Annotated in this window: 21 protein-coding genes; 19 read left to right on the forward strand and 2 right to left on the reverse strand. The window is 46.8% G+C overall.

The window, feature by feature from the left end:
• Positions 1-3 precede the first annotated feature (3 nt).
• From gmk to spoVM, 13 genes are all read left to right on the forward strand, one after another.
• A complete protein-coding gene (gmk, locus tag BN1546_RS21545) occupies positions 4-576 on the forward strand; it encodes a guanylate kinase (protein WP_013371851.1) in 573 nt (190 codons plus the stop codon).
• A gap of 120 nt (positions 577-696) precedes the next feature.
• Positions 697-900 carry a DNA-directed RNA polymerase subunit omega gene (gene rpoZ, locus BN1546_RS21550; RefSeq protein ID WP_013371850.1) on the forward strand — a complete coding sequence of 68 codons (204 nt, stop codon included), beginning with the start codon at positions 697-699 and terminating at the stop codon, positions 898-900.
• Between the two features lie 90 nt (positions 901-990).
• A complete protein-coding gene (gene coaBC / locus BN1546_RS21555) occupies positions 991-2,295 on the forward strand; it encodes a bifunctional phosphopantothenoylcysteine decarboxylase/phosphopantothenate--cysteine ligase CoaBC (RefSeq protein ID WP_090738807.1) in 1,305 nt (434 codons plus the stop codon).
• The gene (gene priA / locus BN1546_RS21560) at positions 2,295-4,871 is read left to right on the forward strand and encodes a primosomal protein N' (protein ID WP_058710375.1); all 2,577 of its coding nucleotides are present in this window, start codon (positions 2,295-2,297) and stop codon (positions 4,869-4,871) included. Before coaBC ends, priA begins: the two co-directional genes overlap by 1 nt.
• 132 nt (positions 4,872-5,003) lie before the next feature.
• A complete protein-coding gene (gene def, locus BN1546_RS21565) occupies positions 5,004-5,501 on the forward strand; it encodes a peptide deformylase (RefSeq protein ID WP_058710374.1) in 498 nt (165 codons plus the stop codon).
• A gap of 6 nt (positions 5,502-5,507) precedes the next feature.
• Positions 5,508-6,467, forward strand: coding sequence for a methionyl-tRNA formyltransferase (gene fmt, locus BN1546_RS21570; RefSeq protein WP_058710373.1), 960 nt, complete (start codon positions 5,508-5,510; stop codon positions 6,465-6,467).
• Positions 6,464-7,879, forward strand: a complete 1,416-nt coding sequence (gene rsmB / locus BN1546_RS21575) for a 16S rRNA (cytosine(967)-C(5))-methyltransferase RsmB (protein WP_058829812.1) — start codon at positions 6,464-6,466, stop codon at positions 7,877-7,879. Before fmt ends, rsmB begins: the two co-directional genes overlap by 4 nt.
• A gap of 186 nt (positions 7,880-8,065) precedes the next feature.
• On the forward strand, positions 8,066-9,106 hold the full coding sequence (gene rlmN, locus BN1546_RS21580; RefSeq protein ID WP_025675760.1) for a dual-specificity RNA methyltransferase RlmN: 1,041 nt from the start codon (positions 8,066-8,068) through the stop codon (positions 9,104-9,106).
• A gap of 6 nt (positions 9,107-9,112) precedes the next feature.
• On the forward strand, positions 9,113-9,889 hold the full coding sequence (locus BN1546_RS21585) for a Stp1/IreP family PP2C-type Ser/Thr phosphatase (RefSeq protein WP_013371843.1): 777 nt from the start codon (positions 9,113-9,115) through the stop codon (positions 9,887-9,889).
• Positions 9,886-12,159 carry a Stk1 family PASTA domain-containing Ser/Thr kinase gene (gene pknB / locus BN1546_RS21590; RefSeq protein WP_090738808.1) on the forward strand — a complete coding sequence of 758 codons (2,274 nt, stop codon included), beginning with the start codon at positions 9,886-9,888 and terminating at the stop codon, positions 12,157-12,159. Before BN1546_RS21585 ends, pknB begins: the two co-directional genes overlap by 4 nt.
• A 73-nt stretch (positions 12,160-12,232) precedes the next feature.
• Positions 12,233-13,150 (forward strand): ribosome small subunit-dependent GTPase A, encoded by a 918-nt coding sequence (rsgA, locus tag BN1546_RS21595; RefSeq protein WP_025674955.1) that lies wholly within the window; start codon positions 12,233-12,235, stop codon positions 13,148-13,150.
• 4 nt (positions 13,151-13,154) lie between these two features.
• Complete coding sequence (gene rpe / locus BN1546_RS21600) at positions 13,155-13,823, forward strand: ribulose-phosphate 3-epimerase (protein ID WP_090738809.1); 669 nt, start codon at positions 13,155-13,157, stop codon at positions 13,821-13,823.
• Positions 13,824-14,214: 391 nt separating this feature from the next.
• Positions 14,215-14,295, forward strand: a complete 81-nt coding sequence (gene spoVM, locus BN1546_RS21610) for a stage V sporulation protein SpoVM (protein ID WP_010345573.1) — start codon at positions 14,215-14,217, stop codon at positions 14,293-14,295.
• A gap of 223 nt (positions 14,296-14,518) precedes the next feature.
• On the opposite strand, the gene rpmB is transcribed toward spoVM, so the two are convergent.
• Complete coding sequence (gene rpmB / locus BN1546_RS21615; protein ID WP_013310881.1) at positions 14,519-14,707, reverse strand: 50S ribosomal protein L28; 189 nt, start codon at positions 14,705-14,707, stop codon at positions 14,519-14,521.
• A gap of 498 nt (positions 14,708-15,205) precedes the next feature.
• Here rpmB and BN1546_RS21620 point away from each other — a divergent pair, with 498 nt between their 5' ends.
• The 4 genes from BN1546_RS21620 (at position 15,206) to BN1546_RS21635 (ending at position 20,353) form a co-directional block, all read left to right on the forward strand.
• Complete coding sequence (locus tag BN1546_RS21620; RefSeq protein ID WP_058829809.1) at positions 15,206-16,990, forward strand: DAK2 domain-containing protein; 1,785 nt, start codon at positions 15,206-15,208, stop codon at positions 16,988-16,990.
• Positions 16,991-17,038: 48 nt separating this feature from the next.
• Positions 17,039-17,905, forward strand: a complete 867-nt coding sequence (locus tag BN1546_RS21625; RefSeq protein WP_013371837.1) for a DegV family protein — start codon at positions 17,039-17,041, stop codon at positions 17,903-17,905.
• Between the two features lies 1 nt (position 17,906).
• Positions 17,907-19,955, forward strand: coding sequence for an ATP-dependent DNA helicase RecG (gene recG / locus BN1546_RS21630; RefSeq protein WP_058829808.1), 2,049 nt, complete (start codon positions 17,907-17,909; stop codon positions 19,953-19,955).
• Between the two features lie 110 nt (positions 19,956-20,065).
• Entirely contained in the window at positions 20,066-20,353 is a 288-nt protein-coding gene (locus BN1546_RS21635; RefSeq protein WP_013371835.1) for a stage VI sporulation protein F, read from the forward strand.
• Between the two features lie 432 nt (positions 20,354-20,785).
• Here BN1546_RS21635 and BN1546_RS21640 read toward each other — a convergent pair whose 3' ends face one another.
• Entirely contained in the window at positions 20,786-22,150 is a 1,365-nt protein-coding gene (locus BN1546_RS21640; protein WP_090738810.1) for an MFS transporter, read from the reverse strand.
• A gap of 279 nt (positions 22,151-22,429) precedes the next feature.
• Between BN1546_RS21640 and BN1546_RS21645 the strand changes: the two genes are divergently transcribed.
• Positions 22,430-23,269 carry an AraC family transcriptional regulator gene (locus BN1546_RS21645; protein ID WP_090738811.1) on the forward strand — a complete coding sequence of 280 codons (840 nt, stop codon included), beginning with the start codon at positions 22,430-22,432 and terminating at the stop codon, positions 23,267-23,269.
• A gap of 136 nt (positions 23,270-23,405) precedes the next feature.
• Positions 23,406-24,263: a GRP family sugar transporter gene (locus BN1546_RS21650; RefSeq protein ID WP_058829805.1), complete on the forward strand. Its 858-nt coding sequence runs from the start codon at positions 23,406-23,408 to the stop codon at positions 24,261-24,263.
• Positions 24,264-24,380 lie beyond the last annotated feature (117 nt).

The raw sequence follows: 24,380 nt of genomic DNA on the forward strand, positions 1-24,380 counted from the left end.
ACTATGGCTAAGGGATTATTATTTGTAATATCCGGACCTTCGGGGGTCGGTAAAGGGACGGTAGGCAATGCATTGCGCGAAAAGCTACCTGAGATAACGTATTCCGTTTCTGCTACAACTCGAACACCTCGTTCGGGCGAGCAGGATGGAGTGACCTATTTTTTCAAAACGCGTGAAGAATTTTTAGGCATGATTGAACGAGATGAATTGCTGGAGTACGCAGAGTATGTAGGTAACTACTATGGCACTCCACGTGATTTTGTAGACCAGACGCTTGCGCAGGGTAAAGATATCTTTCTGGAAATTGAAGTTCAGGGCGCGCTAAAGGTTAAAGAAAAATTCCCGGAAGGCATATTCATTTTCTTGCTTCCGCCTTCACTGGATGAATTGAAGGATAGAATTCGGGGACGTGGCACAGAAACTCAAGCAACCATTGATCACCGTATGTCGGTAGCTGTGGACGAGATGAACCTGTTACGTCACTATGATTATGCGGTTGTCAATGATGAGATTGATTTCGCTTGTAAACGAATAGAATCCATTATTATCGCCGAACATTGTAAGGTTCGACCTTAATCGAGGCTTTACATATGCCAAGCGTACCAAAAGAGAAATAATACTGTATAAGCTGAGCTTGAAGGTGTACACTGGAGTTCAGCTTATACAGCTTAAAACTACATGAAGAGGTGTCTATTCGTGCTGTATCCTTCCATTGATGAAATGATGAAAAAGGTAGATAGTAAATATTCGCTGGTTGTAGCGGCATCACGCCGTGCTAGACAGTTGCGTGAGGGCGAGAAGACGAGCTTGAAGAGTCCTAAATCTCACAAACAGGTTGGAGTAGCTCTGGAAGAGATCTATGCAGATCATCTTTTGCTTGAAAGCGGCGAAGAAGAATAAGAATTATAGACAATCATTATAACCAGGCGCAATGCCAATTCCTTTGACAACCGCAAGGTTGTTATTTTTTTCGGTCAGGGGGAGTTAACGATGTTGAAGGGGAAAGTTATTATTCTTGGTATAACCGGTGGAATTGCTGCTTATAAAGGGGCTGCGCTCTGCAGTAAGTTGACGCAAAAGGGGGCCGATGTTCATGTGATTATGACGGCTTCTGCCAAGGAGTTTATTACCGAACTTACACTGCAGTCACTCTCTCGCAATCCGGTGTACAGTGATACATTTGATGAAAGAGAGCCGTCCATCGTATCTCATATTCATCTGGCGGATGCGGCTGATTTGGTGCTGGTTGCTCCTGCAACGGCGAATATCATCGGAAAAATGGCGCATGGTCTTGCTGATGATATGTTATCGACAACGTTACTGGCTACGACAGCACCTATTATGGTGGCCCCTGCGATGAACGTACATATGTACACTCATCCGGCAGTCATGCAAAATATGGAGACACTGGTATCACGTGGTGTGAAGATGATTGAGCCTGGGGAAGGATTACTGGCTTGCGGTTACGTTGGCAAAGGACGTTTGGAAGAGCCAGAAACTATTGTGCAAACGATTGAGCGCTTTTTTGATCAGCAGGCTCTGGAACCTGAAGCCGCAATCAAATCTGAATCACGGTGGTTTGGAGAAGAATCTACAGAGAATCAAGTAACTGAGCCACTTGTAAATAAGAATGAACTAGCGCTTTCAGGAAAAAAAGTCATTGTCACGGCTGGAGGCACGATTGAGCGAATTGATCCTGTCCGTTATATTACGAATGATTCATCCGGTAAAATGGGCTTTGCTATTGCGAAAGTGGCTCAGGAGATGGGGGCGGAGGTACATTTGATTGCTGCCAATACCAGCGCGGAGCCGCCTTCAGGTATTTCGCTTGAAAGAGTCCAGTCAGCTGAAGATATGTACCAGGCTGTGCTAAAACAATGGGAAACGAGTGACATGGTCGTTATGGCTGCTGCTGTGGCAGATTATCGACCACGTGAGGTGGCACAGACTAAGATCAAGAAAAAAGATAGTGTATTTACATTAGAGTTAGTGAAGAACGTCGATATTTTGGAATCACTCGGACGCAGCAAGAAACATCAATTTTTAATTGGCTTTGCAGCAGAAACGGGAAATTTGGAGACGTATGCAATAGATAAATTAGAACGTAAAAATTGTGATTTGCTTGCGGCAAACGATGTAACTGTGGATGGTGCAGGTTTTGGTGTTGATACAAATGCTGTTCAAATATATGACCGAAGCGGGATGGTAGAGCAGATCCCTGTACAGTCAAAGGAAGAAGTTGCGCGTAAATTGCTTACTCTAGCCGCGGGACGCATGGGTGGGGTGTTGCATTAATGGAAACAGGCAATTTAGTTGCCAAGGTTATTGTCGATGTACCTGCCAAAGATACAGATCGTACCTTCGATTACCTGATACCGGATTCAATGAAACCTTGGATTGAGCCAGGTAGTCGGGTAGCTGTGCCTTTTGGCAAACGGACGGTGCAGGCTTTTGTTATCTCGGTAGTTCCAGCTGAGGAGCCGCCAAAATACAGGATGAGGGCGATTCAGGAGTTGCTAGATCTGGTACCGCCCTTATCTCCAGATTTGGTTGAATTGGGCAAATGGATGAGCGAACGTTATGCTTGTAATCAGATTATGGCACTGCAAGTGATGATTCCTACCGCGCTTAAGGGCAAGGCGGAACGTTATATCTCAATTGCCGAACAGCATGAGTCTACGAATCCACAGCGGTCTATGCTGTCTAATCAAGAGGATGAGATCGAATGGGCCCTTCTGACTGACGACGGTATGAGTGACCCGGCGGAGCGTCAGATTGTCAGCTTCATTCAGAATAAGGAGCAAGTCCCGTTGCAGCAACTCAGTAGACGCTTCCCCGAGGAGGCGGAGGTTATTAAATCGCTGTTGCGCCGCGGAGTGCTTCAGGAAAGTCAGGTTATAAAAGACAAGCTTGGCAAAAAGACGATGAAAGCTGTTGATTTGGCTATCAGCATAGATGAGGCATCCATGGCACTGGAGCAATTTTCTGCCAAGGCACAGCGTCAGCGGGAGGTACTTGCTTTTTTGCTGGAACGTAGCGAGTTTCTGCCTCTGCCGCTGAAGGAAGTAATGACCTCGCTAGGTGTATCGGCTGCGACGGTTAAGGCACTGGAAGATAAGGGCTATGTGTTACAGGAAGACGTTGAAGTCTTTCGCGATCCCTATCGGGGCAGACACTTCAAGCCTACAGATCCTCTTCCGCTTACGGCAGAGCAGCAGTCGGTGTATGAACGGATTGTTCGTCAGCTGGACATGCGTGAGCAAGGAGCTTATTTGCTGCATGGAGTCACAGGGAGCGGTAAGACGGAAATCTATCTGCAGACTATTCAGCGCTGTATCGAGCAGAATCGCCAGGCCATTGTGCTCGTACCTGAAATATCATTAACCCCACAAATGGTCGAACGTTTCAAAGGTCGTTTTGGCGACCAGGTCGCAGTGATGCACAGTAGGTTGTCGGGGGGAGAACGGTACGATGAGTGGCGCAAAATACGCGAAGGCCGTGTGAAAGTGGCGATTGGCGCTCGCTCGGCGGTATTTGCCCCTTTTCGTGAGCTAGGGCTCATTATTATGGATGAAGAGCACGAAACATCCTATAAGCAGGAAGAGACGCCCAAATACCATGCGCGTGATGTAGCCATTCGCAGAGCACACCAGCACGGGGCTGTCGTTATTCTCGGTTCAGCTACACCATCATTGGAAAGCTATTATGCTGCCCGATCCCAAAGTAACGACGAATTCGCGCCGTTGCTGCTTGAAATGCCGACCCGCGCATTAGGGAACACGTTACCCGAAGTCCATATCATGGACATGCGTGAGGAGCTACGGGCCGGCAACCGCTCCATGTTCAGCCGTGCGTTGCATAATGGAATCGCAGAGCGATTAGAGCGTAAGGAGCAGACGGTATTGCTGTTGAATCGGCGTGGTCACTCCACGTTCGTCATGTGCCGGAGCTGCGGCTATGTGGCAGGATGTCCGGATTGTGATATTTCGCTTACCTATCATCAGCGGTCGAACAATTTACGTTGTCATTATTGCGGCTATTCCGAGCCTGTACCTCAGACTTGCCCGGAGTGCGGTAGTGAGCATATTCGTTACTTCGGTACAGGTACGCAGCGAGTGGAAGAAGAGTTGGCTAAGCTATTCCCCGGCATACGTGTTGTCCGAATGGATGTCGATACCACAACTGAAAAAAACGCTCATGAAAAGCTGCTCAAGCAATTTCGTGATAAAAAAGCAGACGTACTGCTGGGTACTCAAATGGTAGCCAAAGGGCTGGACTTTCCCGATGTAACGCTGGTAGGTGTCATTACTGCGGATTCCGCTCTTAATTTACCGGATTTTCGGGCTGCGGAAAAGACATTTCAGCTGTTAACACAAGTAGCCGGGCGTGCTGGAAGGCATCAATTGCCGGGGGAAGTATTCGTACAATCCTACACTCCAGAGCATTATTCGGTGGTTCACGCAAGTCGTCATGATTATGCATCTTTTGTGAGAGAAGAGTTGAAACATCGTCGCAATCTGCACTACCCGCCATATTGCCGACTAATTTTAGTGACCTTTTCTCATGAACAGCTCCCGGTGCTGGTCCGACTGGCTGAAAATTATTCAGCGACACTACAAGGACGAGCCAGACAACGGGGCTGGTTCGGGAATATGGACCGGCTTACATCGGATGTGCTGGACATTTTGGGGCCAGTAGCTTCACCCATTTCGAGAATCAAGAATAGATACCGATTTCAATGTATGATAAAATGGCGTGGAAATATCGACGCGATTGGTTTGGCTCAGCAAGTGGCTGATGAAATGGCCGAATCTGCACAGGCACAAAAGTTGCTGATTAGTTTGGATGTTGATCCGCAAATGCTTATGTAGAGTGTTAACACTAAAGTTATTAGTACAATTAATGCGGACAAGCCGTCCGTACATAGGATAATGTAGCAGTCGCTTTTGTGATGAATACAGTAAAGCCTAAATGAAGGAAAAAGAGGAAGGTGTTCTGTTGTCATGTCAATTAGAATTATAGTGTTGGAGCCGGATGACGTATTGCATAAAGTAGCAAAGGAAGTTACAAAAATTACGCCTAATGTGCAAAAGCTGTTGGACGATATGGCTGATACGATGTATGAAGCAGAAGGAGTAGGTCTTGCTGCTCCACAAGTAGGTATTTTGAAGCGACTCATCGTTGTAGATGCTGGAGACGAGCATGGCTTGATTAAAATGATCAATCCAGAAATTGTGGCCGAAGAAGGAGAACAATTGGGACCTGAAGGCTGCCTGAGTATTCCAGGGTTGAACGGAGATGTACGTCGTGCCGAGAAGGTTACAGTCAAGGGACTGGATCGCGAGGGCAAGGCTATTACCGTTACAGCGACAGGATTGCTTTCTCGTGCTTTTCAGCACGAAATTGATCATCTAAATGGAGTATTGTTCACGGATATTGCAGAAAAAGTATATGAGGTTGCTCTGGAACAGCCAGGACCGAACCGTCAGGCAGGGGAGTGAGGTTCGATGAGTCAAGACATTCGTATTATCTTTATGGGTACACCTGAATTTGCAGTCCCATCGCTGAATATGTTGCTGGACAACGGATATAACGTGGTCGGCGTAATTACTCAGCCAGATAAACCACAGGGACGGAAAAAAATATTGACGCCTACACCAGTCAAGGAAGCGGCTGAAAAGCGCGGATTACCTGTGCTGCAACCGACCCGCCTTCGGCAGCCGGAAGCAGTGGCTCAGGTGGCAGAGTTGCGTCCCGACCTGATCGTCACCGCAGCTTACGGTCAAATTTTGCCTAAGTCCGTATTAGACTTGCCTCGTTTCGGCTGTCTGAATGTGCATGGTTCGTTACTTCCCCGATATCGGGGAGGTGCACCGATCCAGCGTGCGATTATTAACGGTGAAACAGTGACGGGTGTAACGCTAATGTATATGGCGGAAGGGCTGGACACCGGTGATATGATATCGCGGGTTGAGGTGGCTATAGAGCCGGAGGATACGTCGGGCACAATTTTTGAGAAGCTAAGCGTAGCCGGAGCGAGACTTTTGCAGGACGAGCTGCCCAAGTTGCTGGCAGGGCAATCAGACCGTACGCCGCAAAATGAGGACGAGGCGACCTATGCCCCTAACCTGAACCGTGATGATGAGCGCATTACATGGAGTGATAATGCGCAGCAAATATACAACCGGATTCGCGGTCTGGTTCCTTTTTCTGGCGCGTTTACACTTTGGGAGAACAATGTTTTTAAAATATGGGCTGCGGAGCAGCCTTCCATAAATAATGAAGCGAGTGGCTCAAATGCTCCAGCACCCGGCACGGTTCTTCAATTAACCGCTCGTGGCATTGAGGTGCAGACAGGTAAAGGAACCCTCTGGCTGACCCAGGTTCAACCGGCAGGCAAGAAGGTTATGGAAGCCGGAACCTTTGCGCGCGGTGGACAGATGAAGCCCGGCACGGTGCTCGGATGAGCGGGGGACACTCCCGTCAGGGAGACCAACGCAAGGGAGTGGGGACCAGATCCGGCAAGACTCGCAAACAGACGGCGCGGGAAGTTGCACTTGATGTGCTGACCGGTGTGGAGCAAGAGGGCGCGTATAGCAATCTTGAGCTCAATCGCCGGCTTCAGCAGGCAGGTTTATCTGCAAGTGACGTTGGTTTGACGACGGAACTTGTATACGGTACAGTGGCACGCCGAAATACACTGGATTATTTTTTGAATAAATTTGTTCAAAAAGGAACGGCCAAGCTTCAGCCTTGGGTACGTTCATTGCTGCGGATGAGCGTGTATCAGCTGGTGTATCTGGATCGAGTTCCGGATCATGCAGTTGTTAGTGAAGCAGTGACCATTGCCAAACGGCGCGGGCATCAGGGGATTTCCGGTATGGTCAATGGCGTACTTCGCAGCATGCTGCGTGAGCCGGACAAGCTGCGCATTCCTGACGATTTGTCAGCAGAGGAACGGATTTCTCTAGAACATTCCCATCCACAGTGGCTAGTTAAGCGCTGGATCAAGCAATACGGTGCCGATACAGCTGAGGCTATCTGCAAGGCTAATAACGAGCCCCCTGCGGTCAGTGTACGAGTGAATACGACGATGACCAGTCGTGATCAGCTGCTGGACGAGATGGTTGCAAAAGGGATTGATGCCGTTCCTTCGCCCGTTAGCCCCTATGGGATTGTTGTTCGTAGCGGCGGAAATATGGCGCTTACCTCGTGGTATACGGACGGATTGTTGTCTGTACAGGATGAAAGCTCCATGCTTGTTGCCGAAGCGGTCGCTCCTGAGCCTGGCATGACAGTGCTGGATTGCTGCGCAGCTCCAGGCGGCAAAACAGCTCATATGGCTGAGCTGATGAAGGATCGCGGCCGGATCGTTGCGAATGATCTGCATGCCCATAAGCATCAATTAATCCGTGAGCAAGCGAATCGGCTTGGTCTGGATGCTGTTGAGACGGTTACCGGTGATGCGTTGGACTTAAAGGAACGATATGCTCCGGCTTCTTTTGACCGTATTTTGCTGGATGCACCATGCTCCGGTTTTGGGGTAATTCGCCGTAAACCTGATCTGCGTTGGAGCAAAACTGCGGAGGATGTTCGCGATATTACTCAACTGCAGCACGAGTTGCTGGATAGTGTGGCCGGACTGTTGAAGCTGGGTGGTATTCTGGTATACAGCACTTGCACGATTGAGCCTGATGAAAATGAAGGACAATTGGCTCGGTTTTTAAGCGAACATCCAGAGTATGAGTTGGCAAAGGATCATTCTTTTCCAGACGTGAATCACGAAATGGATGGTATACAGAAAGGCTCAGTACAGCTGTTACCGCAGCATTTTCACAGTGACGGATTTTATATCGCGCGTCTGCGCCGGGTAAAGTAGATCGGAAGAGAATTCCAGGTAGCTGCCCACCAGTATTTCCACAATCCGCCGGACACTTCCGGCGGTTTTTTGCATGAAGATGAAAAATTTTTACCCCCTCAGGGATTTGTGCTAAAATAGGAAGAATGAAAAACACTGTCTGCGATTAAACAGAACTTAATGAAGAAGGAACGGGTGCAAATATTGATGAAACCTTTTATATACGATTTAACACTGGAAGAGCTTCAGGACTGGGCCAAAAATAATGGTGAGCCTGCCTTTCGGGGAGGACAAATTTTTGACTGGCTGTATGTAAAGCGGGTCAATAATTTCAGCGAGATGACCAATTTGTCCAAGGCGCTGAGAGAAAAGCTGGAGGAGCAATTCAGTTTTGTGACGCTTCACGAAATTACAAAGTTGGAATCGAAAGATGGTACTGTTAAATTTCTGTTTGGTTTACATGATGACCATGCTATTGAGACGGTTATCATGAGACACAATTACGGAAACAGTATTTGTGTAACGACTCAAGTGGGTTGCCGGATTGGCTGTACTTTTTGTGCCTCGACGCTTGGGGGTCTCAAAAGAAACCTGACGGCTGGCGAAATTACTGCACAGGTGGTGCAGGCTCAGAAAATTCTGGATAAAACGAATGAACGAGTGAGCAGTATCGTGATTATGGGCTCGGGTGAGCCTTTTGAGAACTATGAAGCGACAATGACGTTTTTACGTACAATGATTCATGAAAAAGGCCTGAATATTGGTCAACGTCATATTACGGTCTCAACCAGCGGCATTGTGCCCAATATTTATAAATTTGCTGACGAGGATACACAAATTAATCTGGCAATATCCATTCATGCGCCTAATGATGCGCTGCGTTCGAAGCTAATGCCTGTAAATCGGCGTTATCCTTTTAAGGATGTTATGGATTCTCTTCGTTATTATCTTGCTAAAACGGGGCGGAGAATTTCATTCGAATATGCCTTGATCGGTGGAGTGAACGACCAGGCAGAACATGCTGAAGAGCTTGCGGATGTGTTGAAGGACATGCTGTGTCACGTCAATTTGATTCCAGTCAACCATGTGCCTGAGCGCAAGTATGTGCGCACATCGCGCAGTGATATTTTTAATTTTCAACGTATTCTTGCCGAAAAAGGCGTCAATGTGACGATCCGGCGTGAACAGGGTCACGATATTGCCGCTGCTTGCGGTCAGTTGCGTGCAAAGCATATGGAGTTGGGGTGAAACCATTTGATCAAAACAGTTCATGTCAGCCATGTCGGACGTGTGCGTTCGGTAAATGAGGATTCTGCCTGGATCAGGCACTTGGAACAAGGCTATATTCTTGGAATTGTTGCCGATGGTATGGGGGGGCATCTGGCCGGTGATACGGCCAGCCGCCTTGCGGTAGAGACACTTGCCGCTGATTTGGCGACGCTGGAGAGCGGGTTATCCGCACATTCTTTGACGGCGGCGCTCAGCGACGCTATTTTGCATGCCAATGAAGTCATCTTCCAAACGGCTGCGCGCGATGACCAGTATCATAATATGGGAACGACCGTTGTTGCCGTTTTGCTCAACGATGCATCTGGAATTATCGGACATATTGGTGACAGTCGCGCTTATGTCATATCCAAAGGTACGGTACGTCAGCTTACAGAAGACCATACTTTGGTTAATGAGTTGTTCAAAAACGGTCAGATCAGTAAGGAAGAGCGGGAAAACCATCCCCGTCGCAATGTGCTGACACGGGCATTGGGCACTGATTCCGAGGTAAAGGTGGACATTGACACCATTACGCTGGAAAAAGGCGATGTGCTATTACTATGCAGTGACGGATTAAGCAATTTGGTAACAGAAGAACAGATCCGTAAGGTAGTAGGTGCCGCAGAAAATCCTTTGGAGGAACGTGCGGATCGTCTGCTACACCTGGCGTTGCTTGCCGGTGGAGACGATAACATTACTGTAGCTTTGTTTGAATTGCCCGACAACACGGTTTCATTGAGTGAAAAGGGGTGTGAAGCATGATCGGGCACCTGCTTGGGGGAAGATACGAAATTATTGAGCGCATCGGTGGCGGCGGTATGGCGCTGGTGTATAAGGCTCAAGACATTTTGCTGAATCGCAATGTCGCGGTTAAAGTGTTGCGTCAGCAATTTGTTCATGATGAGGAATTTATTCGCCGGTTTCGGCGCGAGGCACAGTCAGCAGCCTCACTTTCTCATTCGAACGTGGTCAGTATTTATGATGTCGGCCAAGAGGATGAAATCCATTATATTGTAATGGAATGCGTTGAAGGCAAAAATTTGAATGAGATTATTAAAGAACGTGCGCCACTACAAGTGGATGAAGCAGTACGGATTGCTTCCCAGATTTGTGATGCTCTGGAACATGCCCACCAAAATCAGATTATTCACCGAGACATTAAGCCTCATAATATCTTAATTGGACGTAATGGACGGGTTAAGGTAACCGATTTTGGGATTGCTCGAGCTGTTACGTCAACGACAATTACCCAGACAGGTTCTGTTGTGGGTTCTGTTCATTATTTTTCACCTGAGCATGCAAAGGGTGTCATTACCGGTGAAAAATCGGACTTATATTCTTTAGGTATTGTCTTATATCAAATGCTAACGGCACAGCTTCCTTTTCTGGGAGAAAGCCCAATTAGTGTGGCACTCAAGCATTTGCAAGAGGAATTTGAGGAACCGCGTAAAATTAACCCGTTGATTCCACAAAGTGTAGAAAATGTCATTTTAAAATCGATGCGCAAAAATCCGGAGGAACGTTATCAATCGGCAGACGAAATGCTAAGAGATTTGGAAACCTGTCTGCTACCGGGGCGGCGCAATGAATCTAAGCTGGAGTTTACACATTTGGATGATGAGGACCAAACGCGGGTTATCCCAGCTATTAAGCCTCAACAACTAGGTGTGTCTTCCAGTGGTGACGATGTGCCTGTCCAACCTCGTGAGTCTGAACAGCTTCCGAGCAAGCAATCGTCCAAGAAAAATAGAAAAAAAACGATCTTCTGGGTAACACTAGTGTTGGTGCTACTTTTGTGCATGGGCGGCGTGGTGTACTATGTGCAAAGTGTGCTTGTCGTGCCTGAGGTGAAAGTACCAAGTGTACTGACACAAACAGAAGACCAAGCGAAGGTCACTCTAAGTAAAGCAGGACTAGTCATTGACGATCCAATCCAGCATGAATATAAAGAGGGGATTGCACCAGGAGTTGTTTTTTATCAAAGCTACCCTGAAGGCTCTTTAGTCAAGGAAGGAACGGAGATTAGTCTGAAAGTCGGAATTGCCAAGCCGCTTACCCCGATGCCAGATGTCAAAGGGCAAAGCTACGAGAATGCTGTAAAGCTACTGACCGCCCAGCAAATTAAGGAAACGCAGATTCAGCAAAATGAGCAGTTCAGTGATCAGGCTGAAGGAACCGTCCTTAGTCAGACACCCGCTGCAAATGAGCCATTTGATAAGGATTCAGTCCAAGTTGTGCTCACAGTCAGCAAGGGCGCTGACACTGTAAAAATGCCAAGTCTCGTAGGGAAAACGCAGAACCAAGCTGAAAATGAGGTCAAAAAGGCAGGGCTGAAGGTTGGCTCGATTAAAGAAGAATTTAGCTATGAGCAGGAAAAAGGAAGAGTAACCAAACAATGGCCATCCGAGGCAGGCAGTGAGTTGCCACCAAATACGGAAATTACGTTTTATGTAAGCACTGGTTACCCGCCAGAAGCGATTACGCTGCCATTTAATGTGCCTGTTGCACCGAAGGAAGAGGGCAAGAACAGTAAAATTCGTATCACTTATACAGATGCACGTGGAGAAAATCAGGAGTGGGGCAGCCGTACGATTAATACGACACAGACGTTTACGATCAACCTGCTGATGGCCCCTAACAAAGACAGTGTCGTCTCCGTATTTAGAGATGGTGCTTTTGTTGACACGTATCCTGTTTCTTATATTGATGCAAAAAATGGAACGGTGACGATGCCTCAAATTGCTCCACCTGCAGGAACATCACCGACTGATTCATCTGGTGGTACTTCCTCGCAGAATGGAAACGGTGAGGAAGGAAACAGCGGGGAATCTTCTAATGATAACGGTAATGGTGGAGGCGACTCTAACAATCAGGAGGGAACAGAAGGTGATGGTGACCCTTCTGCTTTTGCCCCAGGAACCGATTCCGCAGGAGTTACGCGCAGTGAGTTAGCGGTTAGCAAAAAGAACAATCCTGGTCACGGTTCCTACAAAAAGAAGGACAAAGTGATCGAGGCTGTGCAGCATCAGTAAACTTACTAGAGAAAGAAGCTTAACCTGTTCCACACAATGAAACTTGAACATTATGAAGGAGGACATCTTACACATGCCTGAAGGTCTGATCGTCAAGGCGCTTAGCGGATATTATTATGTCTCCAGCCTGGATCAGGATGGGCGTCCGGTATCCGGCGAAGCTACGGTACAATGCAGAGCACGTGGCCTTTTCAAGAAAAAAGAGATTACGCCCCTTGTCGGTGATCGGGTCGTTTACGAACTGACTGAAAACGGGGAAGGTATGGTCAAGGAGATTAGAAAGCGTACGACGGAGCTAATTCGCCCTCCTGTGGCTAATACCACGCTGGCTGTGTTGCTGTTTTCCCTGCGTGAGCCGGATTTAAACCTGCCTTTACTGGACAAATTTTTAGTCCATATTGAGCACGCCGGGCTGGATACGATTATCTGTCTGACCAAGCGCGATTTGTATGAAGGCAGCCCTTCAGAGGATGATACGGTGCTGAAGGTTCAGGAAATGTACCGGAAGATCGGTTACGAGGTGCTGGTAACCAGCGCCCGTACCGGAGAGGGGACGGCTGAGCTCAAGAAGCTGTTGGCCGGCCAAATCAGCGTGTTTTCCGGTCAGTCAGGTGTAGGAAAGTCCTCCATGCTAAATGCTTTGGAGCCCGGGTTAACGCTGGAGACGAGCGCCATCAGCAATAAGCTGGGACGAGGAAGACATACGACTCGTCATGTGGAGCTGATTCCATTAGACAACGGTGGGTTTGTAGCAGATACACCAGGGTTTAGCCAACTGGATTTTTTGGAGCTGGGTGTGGATGAGTTATCGCCTTGTTTTCGAGAATTCCAACAATATGCAGAAGGATGCAAATTTCGAGGTTGTACGCATATTCACGAACCTGGCTGTAAAGTAAGAGAGGCCTTGGAAGAGGGACATATTTCACAAGGACGATATGATAGCTATCTGCAATTTTATCAGGAATTAAAAGAAAAAAAGCGGAGGTATTGAGCATATGTTAAAAATAGCACCGTCGATTTTATCCGCTGATTTTGCTCGTTTGGGCAGTGAAGTCGCGGAAGTCCAAGCAGCGGGGGCAGACTGGATTCATGTTGATGTTATGGATGGTCATTTTGTATCCAATATTACACTGGGCCCCCCTATCGTTCAGGCTATTCGGCCGCATACAACTCTCCCACTGGACGTTCATCTGATGATTGAGCAGCCTGAACGTTATATCGGTGATTTCGTAAAGGCAGGAGCCAATATCATCACGGTTCATGCGGAGGCCTGTGTTCATTTGCATGGTGTCATTCACTTGATCAAGCAGCAAGGCGCTCTGGCGGGAGTGGCTCTCAATCCGGGGACATCACCATACGCGATCAAGGAAGTGCTGCCCAATGTGGATATGATTCTTGTGATGACGGTTAATCCTGGTTTTGGGGGCCAGTCCTTCATTCCAGAGACGTTGAATAAAATCAGACAAATCCGTACTTGGTTGAACGAATTGGGTCGTCCAGACGTACATATCGAGGTGGACGGAGGTATTGCGGAAGAGACGGCACCAGCCGTATTTGAAGCAGGTGCTGACGTATTAGTGGCAGGTAGTGCAGTATACGGCAGAGCGGACCGTGTAGCGGCTATTACTGCTATTCGGGATAGTGTCGCTCATTTGTCCAAGTGAAGCTAACTGAAGCACTGTGGATGACCTTAGCGAGTATGATGACCGGTTTGACCCTCAGTTGTTTCTCGCTAGTGAAGACACCTTGGAATGCCATTCTTTCACTTTTGGCTGTTCTTATTGTCCTGTTTTATTTTCGTAAAAATGAACGGCGTGGTTTGCGCATCGGTTTTGTGGTGTGCAGTGTGCTTTATTATATCTTGTTTATTTTTATACTCTCAGCATATCTCTATGTTCACGGACTTGTCTGATGGTATAGCCTGGGATGGTTGTGCATAAATATGGTTACATGAGCGGGATTCTCATGTAGCCTTTTTTTTGTGGGGCAACAACCCTTGACAGGTTGCATAAACTACAGAGAACGGATGCAGGAGGATGATGGGGAGGGTGAGGCATGAAGTTTTACACAATCAAGCTGCCAAAATTTCTGGGTGGATTCGTCAAAGCCATTTTGAATACATTCCAGAAGAACTGAAATCAAAGTAACGTTAACACAGGATGTAGGATGAAGGCCAAAGGTACACAGGAGGCACGCTTCCCGAGCACAGCAGATTGATAGCTCGGCAGTAAACGACAGAAACGCGCGGGAAGGTGCCTGACATTTTGTCCTCTTGAATCAGTGGGATATTATTGGAATAATCAAAAAAGCACCCGTTTAAAACGAGGTGCCTTTTGTTTATAACGATATTTTTTTACGACTACACGCGAGTCACTTTACCGGCTTTCAATGCACGAGTGCTGACATAAACGCGTTTCGGTTTACCGTTAACGAGAATGCGAACTTTTTGTACGTTGACGCCCCAAGTACGGCGATTACGGTTGTTAGCGTGAGATACGTGGTTACCGCTGCCAGGCTTTTTGCCTGTTACAGAACATTTACGAGACATGATTCCACCTCCTATTCTGAAAATAACCAAACTCCATATGGAATGGGTCGCTCTTCAGGCCGACTGGGTCAGCCGGACTTTATAAGTCACTAACCTGAACAAAACAATACTTAAATATAATATCATAGTCAAAAAAGCTCCGTCAACTGATTCAAAAACTTTATTTATTTCTCTTTCGCATTATAGTACAATATGGGATAGCTATTGCTGCGACTATTTTGTTTTTTAATGGAATGTGAATTCTTATTCCAGTCATGCCGGGCAGTTCAGAGGCGGGACCATAATCATTATTCCGGCCAATGATTTTTTGTTGGGTAGTTGACTGGTTTTTCATATTATATGAGCTGTAGAAAGAAACCAGAGGATGGTTACGGAAGCTTACGAAAGGGTGACATTCGTATTCGTCGTCTGGCTTTAGTATAATTCAATTAAACCTTGAACAAGTGTTGTGAAGATGGATTGTAAAACAATTGTATTAAGCTAGGAAGGGGAATTCTCTTGAGTAATCGTTCTTTGAATGGAACAGACTTTACCGCGATGGTTTTAGCCGGGGCGGAACAATTACAGCAGCATGCGGAGCATGTCAATTCACTAAATGTATTCCCGGTGCCAGATGGTGATACGGGAACCAATATGAATCTGACGATGAGCGCGGGCGTAACGGAATTGAAGAGGGGAGATTCTTCCTCCATCGGTGTCATGTCCGGCATCTTATCCAAAGGCTTGCTGATGGGGGCCCGCGGCAATTCAGGGGTTATCCTGTCTCAGTTGTTCCGTGGCTTCAGCCGTTACGCTGCCCCATACGAGGAATTGAATACCCTTCAGTTCGCATCGGCATTGCAGAGCGGGGTGGATGCGGCCTACAAGGCGGTGGTTAAGCCGGTGGAGGGTACAATTCTTACCGTGGCGAAGGAAGCGGCCAGACATGCTGTGTTTTTCTCGCGCCGGACGAACGACATCACAGAACTGATGGAAGAAGTGCTTGCCAAAGCAAAGGAAACGCTTGCCATGACGCAGGACATGCTCCCTGTACTGAAGCAAGTAGGGGTTGTAGACTCGGGTGGACAAGGGCTTGTGTATATTTATGAAGGGTTTATGCAGCATCTTGGAAGCGGATTGGTGACATCTCCAACTTCAAAAGGCGATAATGTACGTCCGGTTTTTGCTCCTTATGTATCGGAGAGACCTACTTCTGCGCCTGTTGCTCCGTCCCCAGATGCGCCGATTTCTGCGCAGGCGAAGCTCGAAACGGAGAATATTGAATTTTTGTATGATATGGAGTTTTTTATTAATCGACAATTGGGCGAAGCGCAAGGTACAAATTTTGATGAGGAAGCTTTCCGGAAAGCGTTGTCAGTAGACGGTGATTCGATTATCGTTATTTCGGACGATGATGTTATCAAGGTTCATGTGCATTCTAAGGCTCCAGGTGAAGTCTTGAATCTTGCGCTGCGTTATGGGGAAATTACACAGATTCGAATTTTGAATATGCGCGAGCAGCATCGTGATTTGCTGTCTGCAGGTATGGATGGTGCTCCTGAGCCTGAGTGGTTTGCTGAAATACCAACAGAGCCTGCACGTGAGGAGGAGCCATCTGAGCCCCCAGCTCATGAGCTGGCACCCTTTGGCTTTATAGCTGTGGCTTCTGGTGAAGGGATTGCTGATATTTTTAGAAGCTTGGGTGTTGATGTTGTCCTTTCGGGTGGTCAGACAATGAATCCGAGCACAGAGGACTTCGTTAATGCGGCTCGCTCGATTGCGGCTCAACATATTTTTATTCTGCCGAATAATTCCAATATAATCTTGGCGGCTGAACAAGCGCGTGAATTGCTAGAGGTCGAACGGTTGGTGTCGGTTATTCCGAGCAAAACAATTCCTCAGGGCATTGCAGCAGCATTTGCTTACCAAGAGGAAGAAGCCTTTGAGGTAAATCAAGATAATATGCGGGACGCAGTTACCCGTGTGAAGTCTGGACAAGTGACCTATGCGGTACGGGATACGACACTTGATGATCTGCATATTACAGCCGGCCACTACATTGGTATTCAGGATTCTAAAATTGTGGCGACTGAGGAGCAATTAATGGCAACATCCCGTCTTTTGCTGGCGAAAATGCTGGTGAATGGCGATGAAATTGTTACGATTCTTACAGGTTCGGATGCAAAACAAGAAGAGACAGATCAGCTTGTTGCGTGGCTTGAAGAAAATTATTCGGATGTTGAAGTGGAAGTTCATGAAGGTGGTCAGCCGATTTATCCTTATCTGTTCTCAGTGGAAACCTGATGTGCTTTAGCACGCCCATGGTAGTCCACTACAAAGGAGGTCTGACTGATGAGAACTATCATTTTGACGGATAGCACGGCTGATATTCCACAGGAAATAGCAGATCGTCTCGGCATAGTCATTGTACCATTGACAGTGATGTTCGGTAGCACAGCTTACCTGGATGGTATTGAGATGTCAGCTGCACAGTTTTACAGCGAACTGGTACGGGCTGATGAACTGCCTACAACGTCACAGCCATCACCAGCCCGTTTTTTGGAGACGTATACGGAGCTGTTGGAGCAATACCCCGAGAGCCAGATTATCTCCATCCATTTATCCTCCGGTGTGAGCGGAACGTACCAGTCCGCTCTGCTGGGCAAATCCATGTTGGAGAAGCATGAAGATAGAGTGACCGTTATGGATTCCAAGTCGGCCTCGTACGGATACGGTATGCTCGTGGTTTATGCTGCAGAGCTGGCGGCTGCCGGGCAATCCCCGACTGAAATTATTCAGGGTGTGGAACGTCTTGGGGAACGCCGTTGTTTGTATTTCCTGGTGGATACACTGGAATACTTGCAAAAAGGCGGACGTATTGGCAAGGCAGCGGCTATGGTTGGTACGTTGCTTAACATTAAGCCAATTCTTTCGATTGACAAAGAAGGTATTATTTATTCGGCTGATAAGGCGAGAGGGAATAAAAAAGCGACAGCACGAATTATTGAACTGCTGGAGCGGGATTTAAAAGGCCAAAAAATTAATATTGCTGTGGGTCATACGGCAGATCGCTCGGCGGCAGAAGCGTTCGTGGCTCAGCTGGCAGAGCATTTTGAGCTGGGCGATCAAATATATACTGAACTTGGCGCTGTGATCGGAACTCATGTGGGACCAGGAACGATTGGTATTTTTGCATGGCCGGCCGGAGATGAGAGGTAATATGCTGCAATTGGATCAAATACCATTAAAACAAATACACGGCGTGAGTACTCTCAAAGAGGGAGAGCTTCACGCTTTTGGCATTTCTAACGTGCAAGATATGCTGGAATATTATCCGTTTCGGTATGAAGATTACCGGCTGCGCTCGCTAAGCGAAGTGAAGGACGGAGATAAGATTACAGTACAGGCGAAAATTATGGGCATTCCGGTGCTTCAGCGTTACGGGCGCAAATCAAGGTTGACTTGTAAATTGATGGCTGAGGATTGGATGTTTACTGCAACATGGTTTAATCGGCATTTTTTGAAGGATCAGCTAACATCAGGTCGTGAAATTGTGGTGACTGGTAAATGGGATCTTAAGCGAATGCAGATGACTGTTGCAGACTCTGAGTTCCCTGATAAAGGAGTGGCCCGTTCAGGGACACTTCAACCGGTGTACTCTATAGGTGGCAAGATTACGCAGAGCTGGATGCGAAAAACAATGAATCAGACACTCCAGCAGTTTGGTGAAATGATTCCCGAGATATTGCCAGATCTGCTGGTACGCAAGTATAGTATGATGCCACGCAAGCAGGCTATTGCAGGTATACACCAACCTCAGGACAATCGAGAGGGACAAGAGGCTCGGCGACGAATGGTGTATGAGGAGCTATTTTTATTCCAGCTGAAAATGCAGGCATTCCGGGCGTTAAATCGTGGTCGAGCGGACGGGGTGGTGCATACGGTGGATAACGCCACGATCCGTGAATTTGTGAGGGCTTTGCCTTTTGAATTAACGGATGCACAGAAGAAGGTTGAGCTTGAAATACTGCATGATCTACGCTCACCTTATTGTATGAACCGTCTGCTTCAAGGGGATGTTGGGTCGGGGAAAACAGTGGTTGCTGCCATCGGTTTATTTGCAACAGTACGTTCTGGTTTTCAGGGAGCACTGATGGTGCCAACCGAAATATTGGCCGAGCAGCATATGCGGTCGCTTCACAAGCTGTTTGAACCCTTTGGAATCAGCGTGGGATTACTGACAGGAAGTACAACTGGGAAGAAGCGTAAGGAGTTGCTTGCCGCTCTTCAAATGGGTCTGCTGGATATTGTGGTGGGCACGCATGCCCTTATTCAGGAGGATGTGTATTTCCGCCAGCTTGGACTAGTTGTGACGGATGAGCAGCACAGGTTCGGAGTCAACCAGCGTAGTGTACTGCGCCGCAAGGGCTACAATCCCGATGTACTGACCATGACGGCCACACCGATCCCGCGTACGCTGGCGATTACTGCTTTTGGTGATATGGATGTTTCTACGATATCAGAGCGGCCCAAGGGACGTATTCCAATTTCTACGTATTGGGTGAAGCACGAACTGATGGATCGAGTGCTCGGTTTTATTTCTCGTGAGGTAGATCAGGGACGGCAGGCTTATCTGATTTGTCCGTTGATTGAAGAGTCAGAGAAGCTGGACGTACAGAATGCCATCGATCTGCATATCCAAATGCAGCAGGCTTTTCCACATTATCGCGTTGGGCTGTTGCACGGACGAATGACTCCTGCAGAAAAGGAAGAAGTTATGCGTTCCTTCTATGCAAATGAGGTTCAGCTACTTGTTTCAACCACGGTTGTAGAGGTGGGGGTAGATGTGCCCAATGCGACGCTAATGATCATTATGGATGCAGATCGCTTTGGATTGTCCCAGTTGCATCAGTTACGTGGACGTGTTGGAAGGGGCGCACATGCCTCATACTGTGTACTCATCGCTGATCCTAAGTCGGAGGTTGGTCAGGAACGGATGAAGGTTATGACCGATACGGACGATGGTTTTGAGGTTGCTAGACGTGATCTGGATTTGAGAGGGCCGGGGGACTTTTTTGGCACCAAACAAAGCGGGTTGCCCGAGTTTCGGTTAGCAGATATGGTAGCGGACTTTGAGGTGCTGGAAAAGGCACGTGAGGATGCAACTGATCTGATCAAAGACTCCTCTTTTTGGACATCTCCGCAGTATGAAGCACTTCGCGGTTATTTGCAAAAAGAGCAGATTTTCCAAGGGGATCTTATCGACTGACCCATGATGAATGATGAGGATGCTCTAAACGTTTTTAACAGATAGGCACAATGGACAGGCTGGCCGTCATATATTTGGGAATGACCGAATGATATGGGAGGTGTGGCAACATGAGCTATCAGCAATATGGAATTAGTCCGCAACTGGTGGAGCGGATTAAGTTGAAAATGAAAAATCGTGTGCTCAAGGAGCGGGTTAAGCAGCAGATTGAGGGCGTGACCAAAGCAGATCTGCAAAACAAAGCTAAGGTGCGCCATCTTGTGAAAACCACTTCTGCTATTTTAAACGAGCGATTGACGGCTACACAGGAGGAGCAACTGACCGCCTTCGTATTGGCACAAAAAATTGATCCGTCCAATACGTTCCATCTGATCAAGCTATGGGGGATGTTCCGTTGATTGCTGTTCGAAGGGGTGCTTCAAAGCACTTTCTATGTTTTATGTGAAGCATAGAAAAAAAAGGATTGCCTGATGTTAGGCGATCCTTTTTGGCTTTATTTTAGGCTTTTGTATTTCATTCCCCGGGCAATAGGCAGTGGTCTTAGTGTGAAATTCTATTTGTAATGACCGCTAATTTTGATAGACCATTTCATGGCCTGTACATCTGGACGTACCGTTGTTCGGTGTTGAAAGTGCTCCCTGCCCCAGACGCCTGATTATTGAATTCGCCGCACGGGGCGGTAGCTGCGTTCGATAAAACGGTCAAATTGGTCTAGGTATGCAGTTCAGCTTCTGTCAGACTTGGATAAGTTCGTATGGAAGACTCCTTTAATGATGTGTTTAAGAAAAGCTTTATTCGACCCTCAACCTTACCTGAAGGACCAAATCCGGTTACTGTACGGATAGTTCACCTTGTTCCCGTCTTGCCCGAACCTCCTGGACAATTTTTCTATTCATTGTTTCCGTTAGCTCATAATTCTTCATTGGAAATACAGAGAGAAATGTCAGAACCCCCGGAATAATCGTAAATAGTAGTGTGAGCCAAACAAGGGTTGTATTTGTTTGGACTATATTGGGCTGGTAACCCGCCAACGCTAGCGCATAACCACCCACGGCGCTGCCGATTGCGGCCGCCAATTTGGCCCGAAAAACGTTAGCTGAGAAAACCATCCCCTCTGATCTGTTTCCTGTTTTCCACTCTCCATAATCGACGCAATCTGCTAGCATTGTGGACATGACAACATAGTTCAGCCCCACGCCAAAAGAAATGATACAACTGAGAATAAAGACAAGTACAATAGAGTTGCCGCAGAAGAAAAGAGCTATCATGGATATGGAGGTGATTAGCACCCCTGCTATGCTAGTGCCTTTTTTGCCGATCCACTTGGCAATGAACGGAACTGCGACGTTGCCTGCGATTTGAAAGCCCACGGTTAGTCCCATAAACAGTGGAATGAATGCTTCGGCACCTAGGTTGTATTTAAAATAATACAGAGTAAACGCATTACGGATGTTGGCAGTCATTTCGATAATAAAAAACGAGATGATCAACAGCCGCAAAGGTCGGTTTTCGATGAAGAAAAGGCGGAGTACTCCTTTTAACGTTTGTTTTTCATGTCGAGGCACTACGTGTTTTTCTTTTACGCCAAACACCGTAAACATCATGCAGACGAAAAACAGACCACAAAGTACAGCAACGGCTCCAGCCCATCCGTTGAAGAAATGGACGAGGGGAAGCGCTACGACATTGACCGTCCATAAGCCAGCACTTGCAACCGTACGAGGGACAGTCACGACCTTGGTTCGTTCTGCAGCATCTTTGGTTATGGCGGCGGACAGTGACCAATACGGAATGTCCAATATGGAATAGCTAATGCTCCAAGCGATATAGGTAACATAGGCATAAACCAGCTTCCCGGCGGAAGAAAGGTCCGGACTGAGGAAAAGCGCCAAGGTGGTGAGTGTTACCAAGAAAGCCCCGATGAACATGTAAGGCCTGAATTTCCCCCAACGCGTATTCGTGTTGTCGACTGCAATGCCAATAAAGATGTCAACGACCGCGTCAATCACCCGTGCCACCATCAGCAATGTTCCGACTGCAAGCGCATTCAATCCGAAGCTGTCAGTATAGAAGAACATGAGATAAACGGCGGTTAAATTGTAAATAACATTCATCCCATAACTACTCAGTGAGTAAGAGATAAGTGTTTTTAAACTGACTTTGTCGTTATTTTTTGCAGCTGCAGAAGTAAGCATGTTTTAACCCCTTTCAAAAATTGACGATCATAACAAGCTGTTATGATGTTTTATTATGAGATCTTGTAAGCGTTATCTTGAGATACAGAATAACAAATGCTGTGGCAGGAGTACATGATTTTTCTAAAGTAAAAGATAGTAAAAACAAAGATTATTGCATACATTTACAGATCAAGGTTTCATTTTAGGTCTTAGAATATGCTTCTTAATTTATGCTATATTTGTTACGAGGACACCGTCCTTGGTTAACTATAAAATTCTGAAGCATGGAGGTTAGGGATGGGTGACAATATGATTCAATTTGTAGATACACGTACCAGTTCAAAGCATAAAAATATTACAGATTTAATTCTGTATAATTGTGGATCGGAGCCTTGTTCTCCCAACCAGGATTTCGGACCTATCGCCAGGGATTTCAATCTTATTCACTTTGTATTAAAGGGTAGAGGCAAGCTGGTATTAGATAAGGAAACATATAACATAGGGAAGGGACAGGCTTTTTTAATCCCTGCCAATAAGGCCGCTTATTATCAAGCTGATGAGTACGAGCCATGGGAGTACAGCTGGGTAGGGTTTATGGGGATCAAATCCGAAATGTACTTGCAGAATATCTCTCTTGTTCAGGATAATCCGTATGTGGTAAGTATCGGAGACATCACTTTTTTTCATTCGACTATTCTTGAAATGCTTCGTATAGGGAATAATACACTTTCTTCATCCTTGGCTATTCAGGGCTATTTGTGCCATATTCTTGCCAAGTTGGTACATGAATCAGGTGAAACGATGCCTGTGAAAGAAGAGCTTCCCTATTCAGTTCAAGCTATCAACTATATGGAGAAAAACTACAACGGTGGCATTCAAATTAGTGAGGTGGCAGAGTATCTCGGACTTCACCCAAATTACTTGACCTCTGTTTTTAAGCAGGAAATAGGTGAAACACCGAAGCAGTATTTAATGAACATTCGGATTAAAAAGGCATGCGAGCTGTTACAGGATACCAGTTACTCTATTCAAGTAATCTCCAATTCTGTCGGTTACTCGGATCAACTGACCTTTTCGCGGGCATTTAAAAATATGATGGGCATTTCCCCCAGCGCTTATCGTGAGAAAACTCTTTGATTTTACTATATATATCTTCTAAAAATACTGGTGCTTGAGGTAGGGTTGTTTTGATATCGTAAAGCTGTTGGTTTTTCCTGCATGGTATTTTAAAGGATTGCACGGAAGAACTCACTTTACGAGAGGGGAACTGCATGTGGATACACTCATTGCCTTTATTCCAGCCATAGGCTGGGGATTCATGCCAATACTGGCGCAACTGACAAAAGCCAGTCCTCGCGAGCAACTGACGGGGACGGTCATCGGTGCCGTATTGTTCGCACTGTGCCTGTATTCGTACTCACCTGTTAACTTTCAAGTCACACCATTTATTGTGAGCTTTGTCTCTGGTGTGTTTTGGTCCGTAGGACAGTTGCTTCAATTTCAAGCTTTCCAGAAAGTAAGCGTTTCAACGGCCATTCCTATTATTTGCGGGCTGCAACTCATGGGAACGACGCTTTTTGCAGCACTAATCTTGGGCGAATGGACGACCGGGTACCAAATTGGTATTGGATCAGCAGCGCTTATATTTATTTTGTCTGGCATCTTGCTGACGAGCTATCAGGGGAGATCAAGTGGTTTGTCCAAGCCCTTGCCCCTTCAAATTCTTGTCATGTTGGTTTGTTCAGGTATAGCCTTAACCTTGTATGTTATTATTAATCAAATCTTTCATGTCTCCGGTCTGTCAGTCATCTTACCGCAATCACTTGGCATGTTGTGTTCAGCGCTTTTAATGAACTGTAAGGGAGGGCAGAAGCTCCATTTGGTTCAGGTGCTGCGCAATTTGTCTACGGGTTTGTCGTGGAGCGTAGCGAATTTGGCGCTATTTATTTCGAATGGGCTTATTGGGGTCGCTGCCAGTTTTCCCATCTCTCAGGCGAGTATCGCCATCTCCTGCGTTGGCAGTATTCTGATTTTCAGGGAAAAGAAGAGCCCAGGGGAATGGCTTCGTCTATTGGCTGGCATTATGGTAATCATGGTCGGAGTGGGATTGATTAGCCTGGTCAAGCTCTGAGAATATTCAGAATTAAGAACTGTACATGCAGTACGGCTACAGATGGTTAGGGTATATGAGTCGATGATTAAATAGATTTGTGTGATCCAGAATCCTTTCAGGTTGTACAGTAAATCT

It is taken from the genome of Paenibacillus sp. Mc5Re-14 (assembly GCF_001049835.1).
GTDB lineage: Bacteria > Bacillota > Bacilli > Paenibacillales > Paenibacillaceae > Paenibacillus > Paenibacillus polymyxa_C.

Excerpts from the sequence above, each read along its gene's own strand:
- gmk (WP_013371851.1), top strand. The coding sequence starts at position 4 with ATGGCTAAGGGATTATTATTTGTAATATCCGGACCTTCGGGGGTCGGT.
- coaBC (WP_090738807.1), top strand. The coding sequence starts at position 991 with ATGTTGAAGGGGAAAGTTATTATTCTTGGTATAACCGGTGGAATTGCT.
- priA (WP_058710375.1), top strand. The coding sequence starts at position 2,295 with ATGGAAACAGGCAATTTAGTTGCCAAGGTTATTGTCGATGTACCTGCC.
- def (WP_058710374.1), top strand. The coding sequence starts at position 5,004 with ATGTCAATTAGAATTATAGTGTTGGAGCCGGATGACGTATTGCATAAA.
- fmt (WP_058710373.1), top strand. The coding sequence starts at position 5,508 with ATGAGTCAAGACATTCGTATTATCTTTATGGGTACACCTGAATTTGCA.
- rsmB (WP_058829812.1), top strand. The coding sequence starts at position 6,464 with ATGAGCGGGGGACACTCCCGTCAGGGAGACCAACGCAAGGGAGTGGGG.
- rlmN (WP_025675760.1), top strand. The coding sequence starts at position 8,066 with ATGAAACCTTTTATATACGATTTAACACTGGAAGAGCTTCAGGACTGG.
- pknB (WP_090738808.1), top strand. The coding sequence starts at position 9,886 with ATGATCGGGCACCTGCTTGGGGGAAGATACGAAATTATTGAGCGCATC.
- rsgA (WP_025674955.1), top strand. The coding sequence starts at position 12,233 with ATGCCTGAAGGTCTGATCGTCAAGGCGCTTAGCGGATATTATTATGTC.
- rpe (WP_090738809.1), top strand. The coding sequence starts at position 13,155 with ATGTTAAAAATAGCACCGTCGATTTTATCCGCTGATTTTGCTCGTTTG.
- spoVM (WP_010345573.1), top strand. The coding sequence starts at position 14,215 with ATGAAGTTTTACACAATCAAGCTGCCAAAATTTCTGGGTGGATTCGTC.
- rpmB (WP_013310881.1), bottom strand. The coding sequence starts at position 14,707 with ATGTCTCGTAAATGTTCTGTAACAGGCAAAAAGCCTGGCAGCGGTAAC.
- BN1546_RS21625 (WP_013371837.1), top strand. The coding sequence starts at position 17,039 with ATGAGAACTATCATTTTGACGGATAGCACGGCTGATATTCCACAGGAA.
- recG (WP_058829808.1), top strand. The coding sequence starts at position 17,907 with ATGCTGCAATTGGATCAAATACCATTAAAACAAATACACGGCGTGAGT.
- BN1546_RS21635 (WP_013371835.1), top strand. The coding sequence starts at position 20,066 with ATGAGCTATCAGCAATATGGAATTAGTCCGCAACTGGTGGAGCGGATT.
- BN1546_RS21640 (WP_090738810.1), bottom strand. The coding sequence starts at position 22,150 with ATGCTTACTTCTGCAGCTGCAAAAAATAACGACAAAGTCAGTTTAAAA.
- BN1546_RS21645 (WP_090738811.1), top strand. The coding sequence starts at position 22,430 with ATGGGTGACAATATGATTCAATTTGTAGATACACGTACCAGTTCAAAG.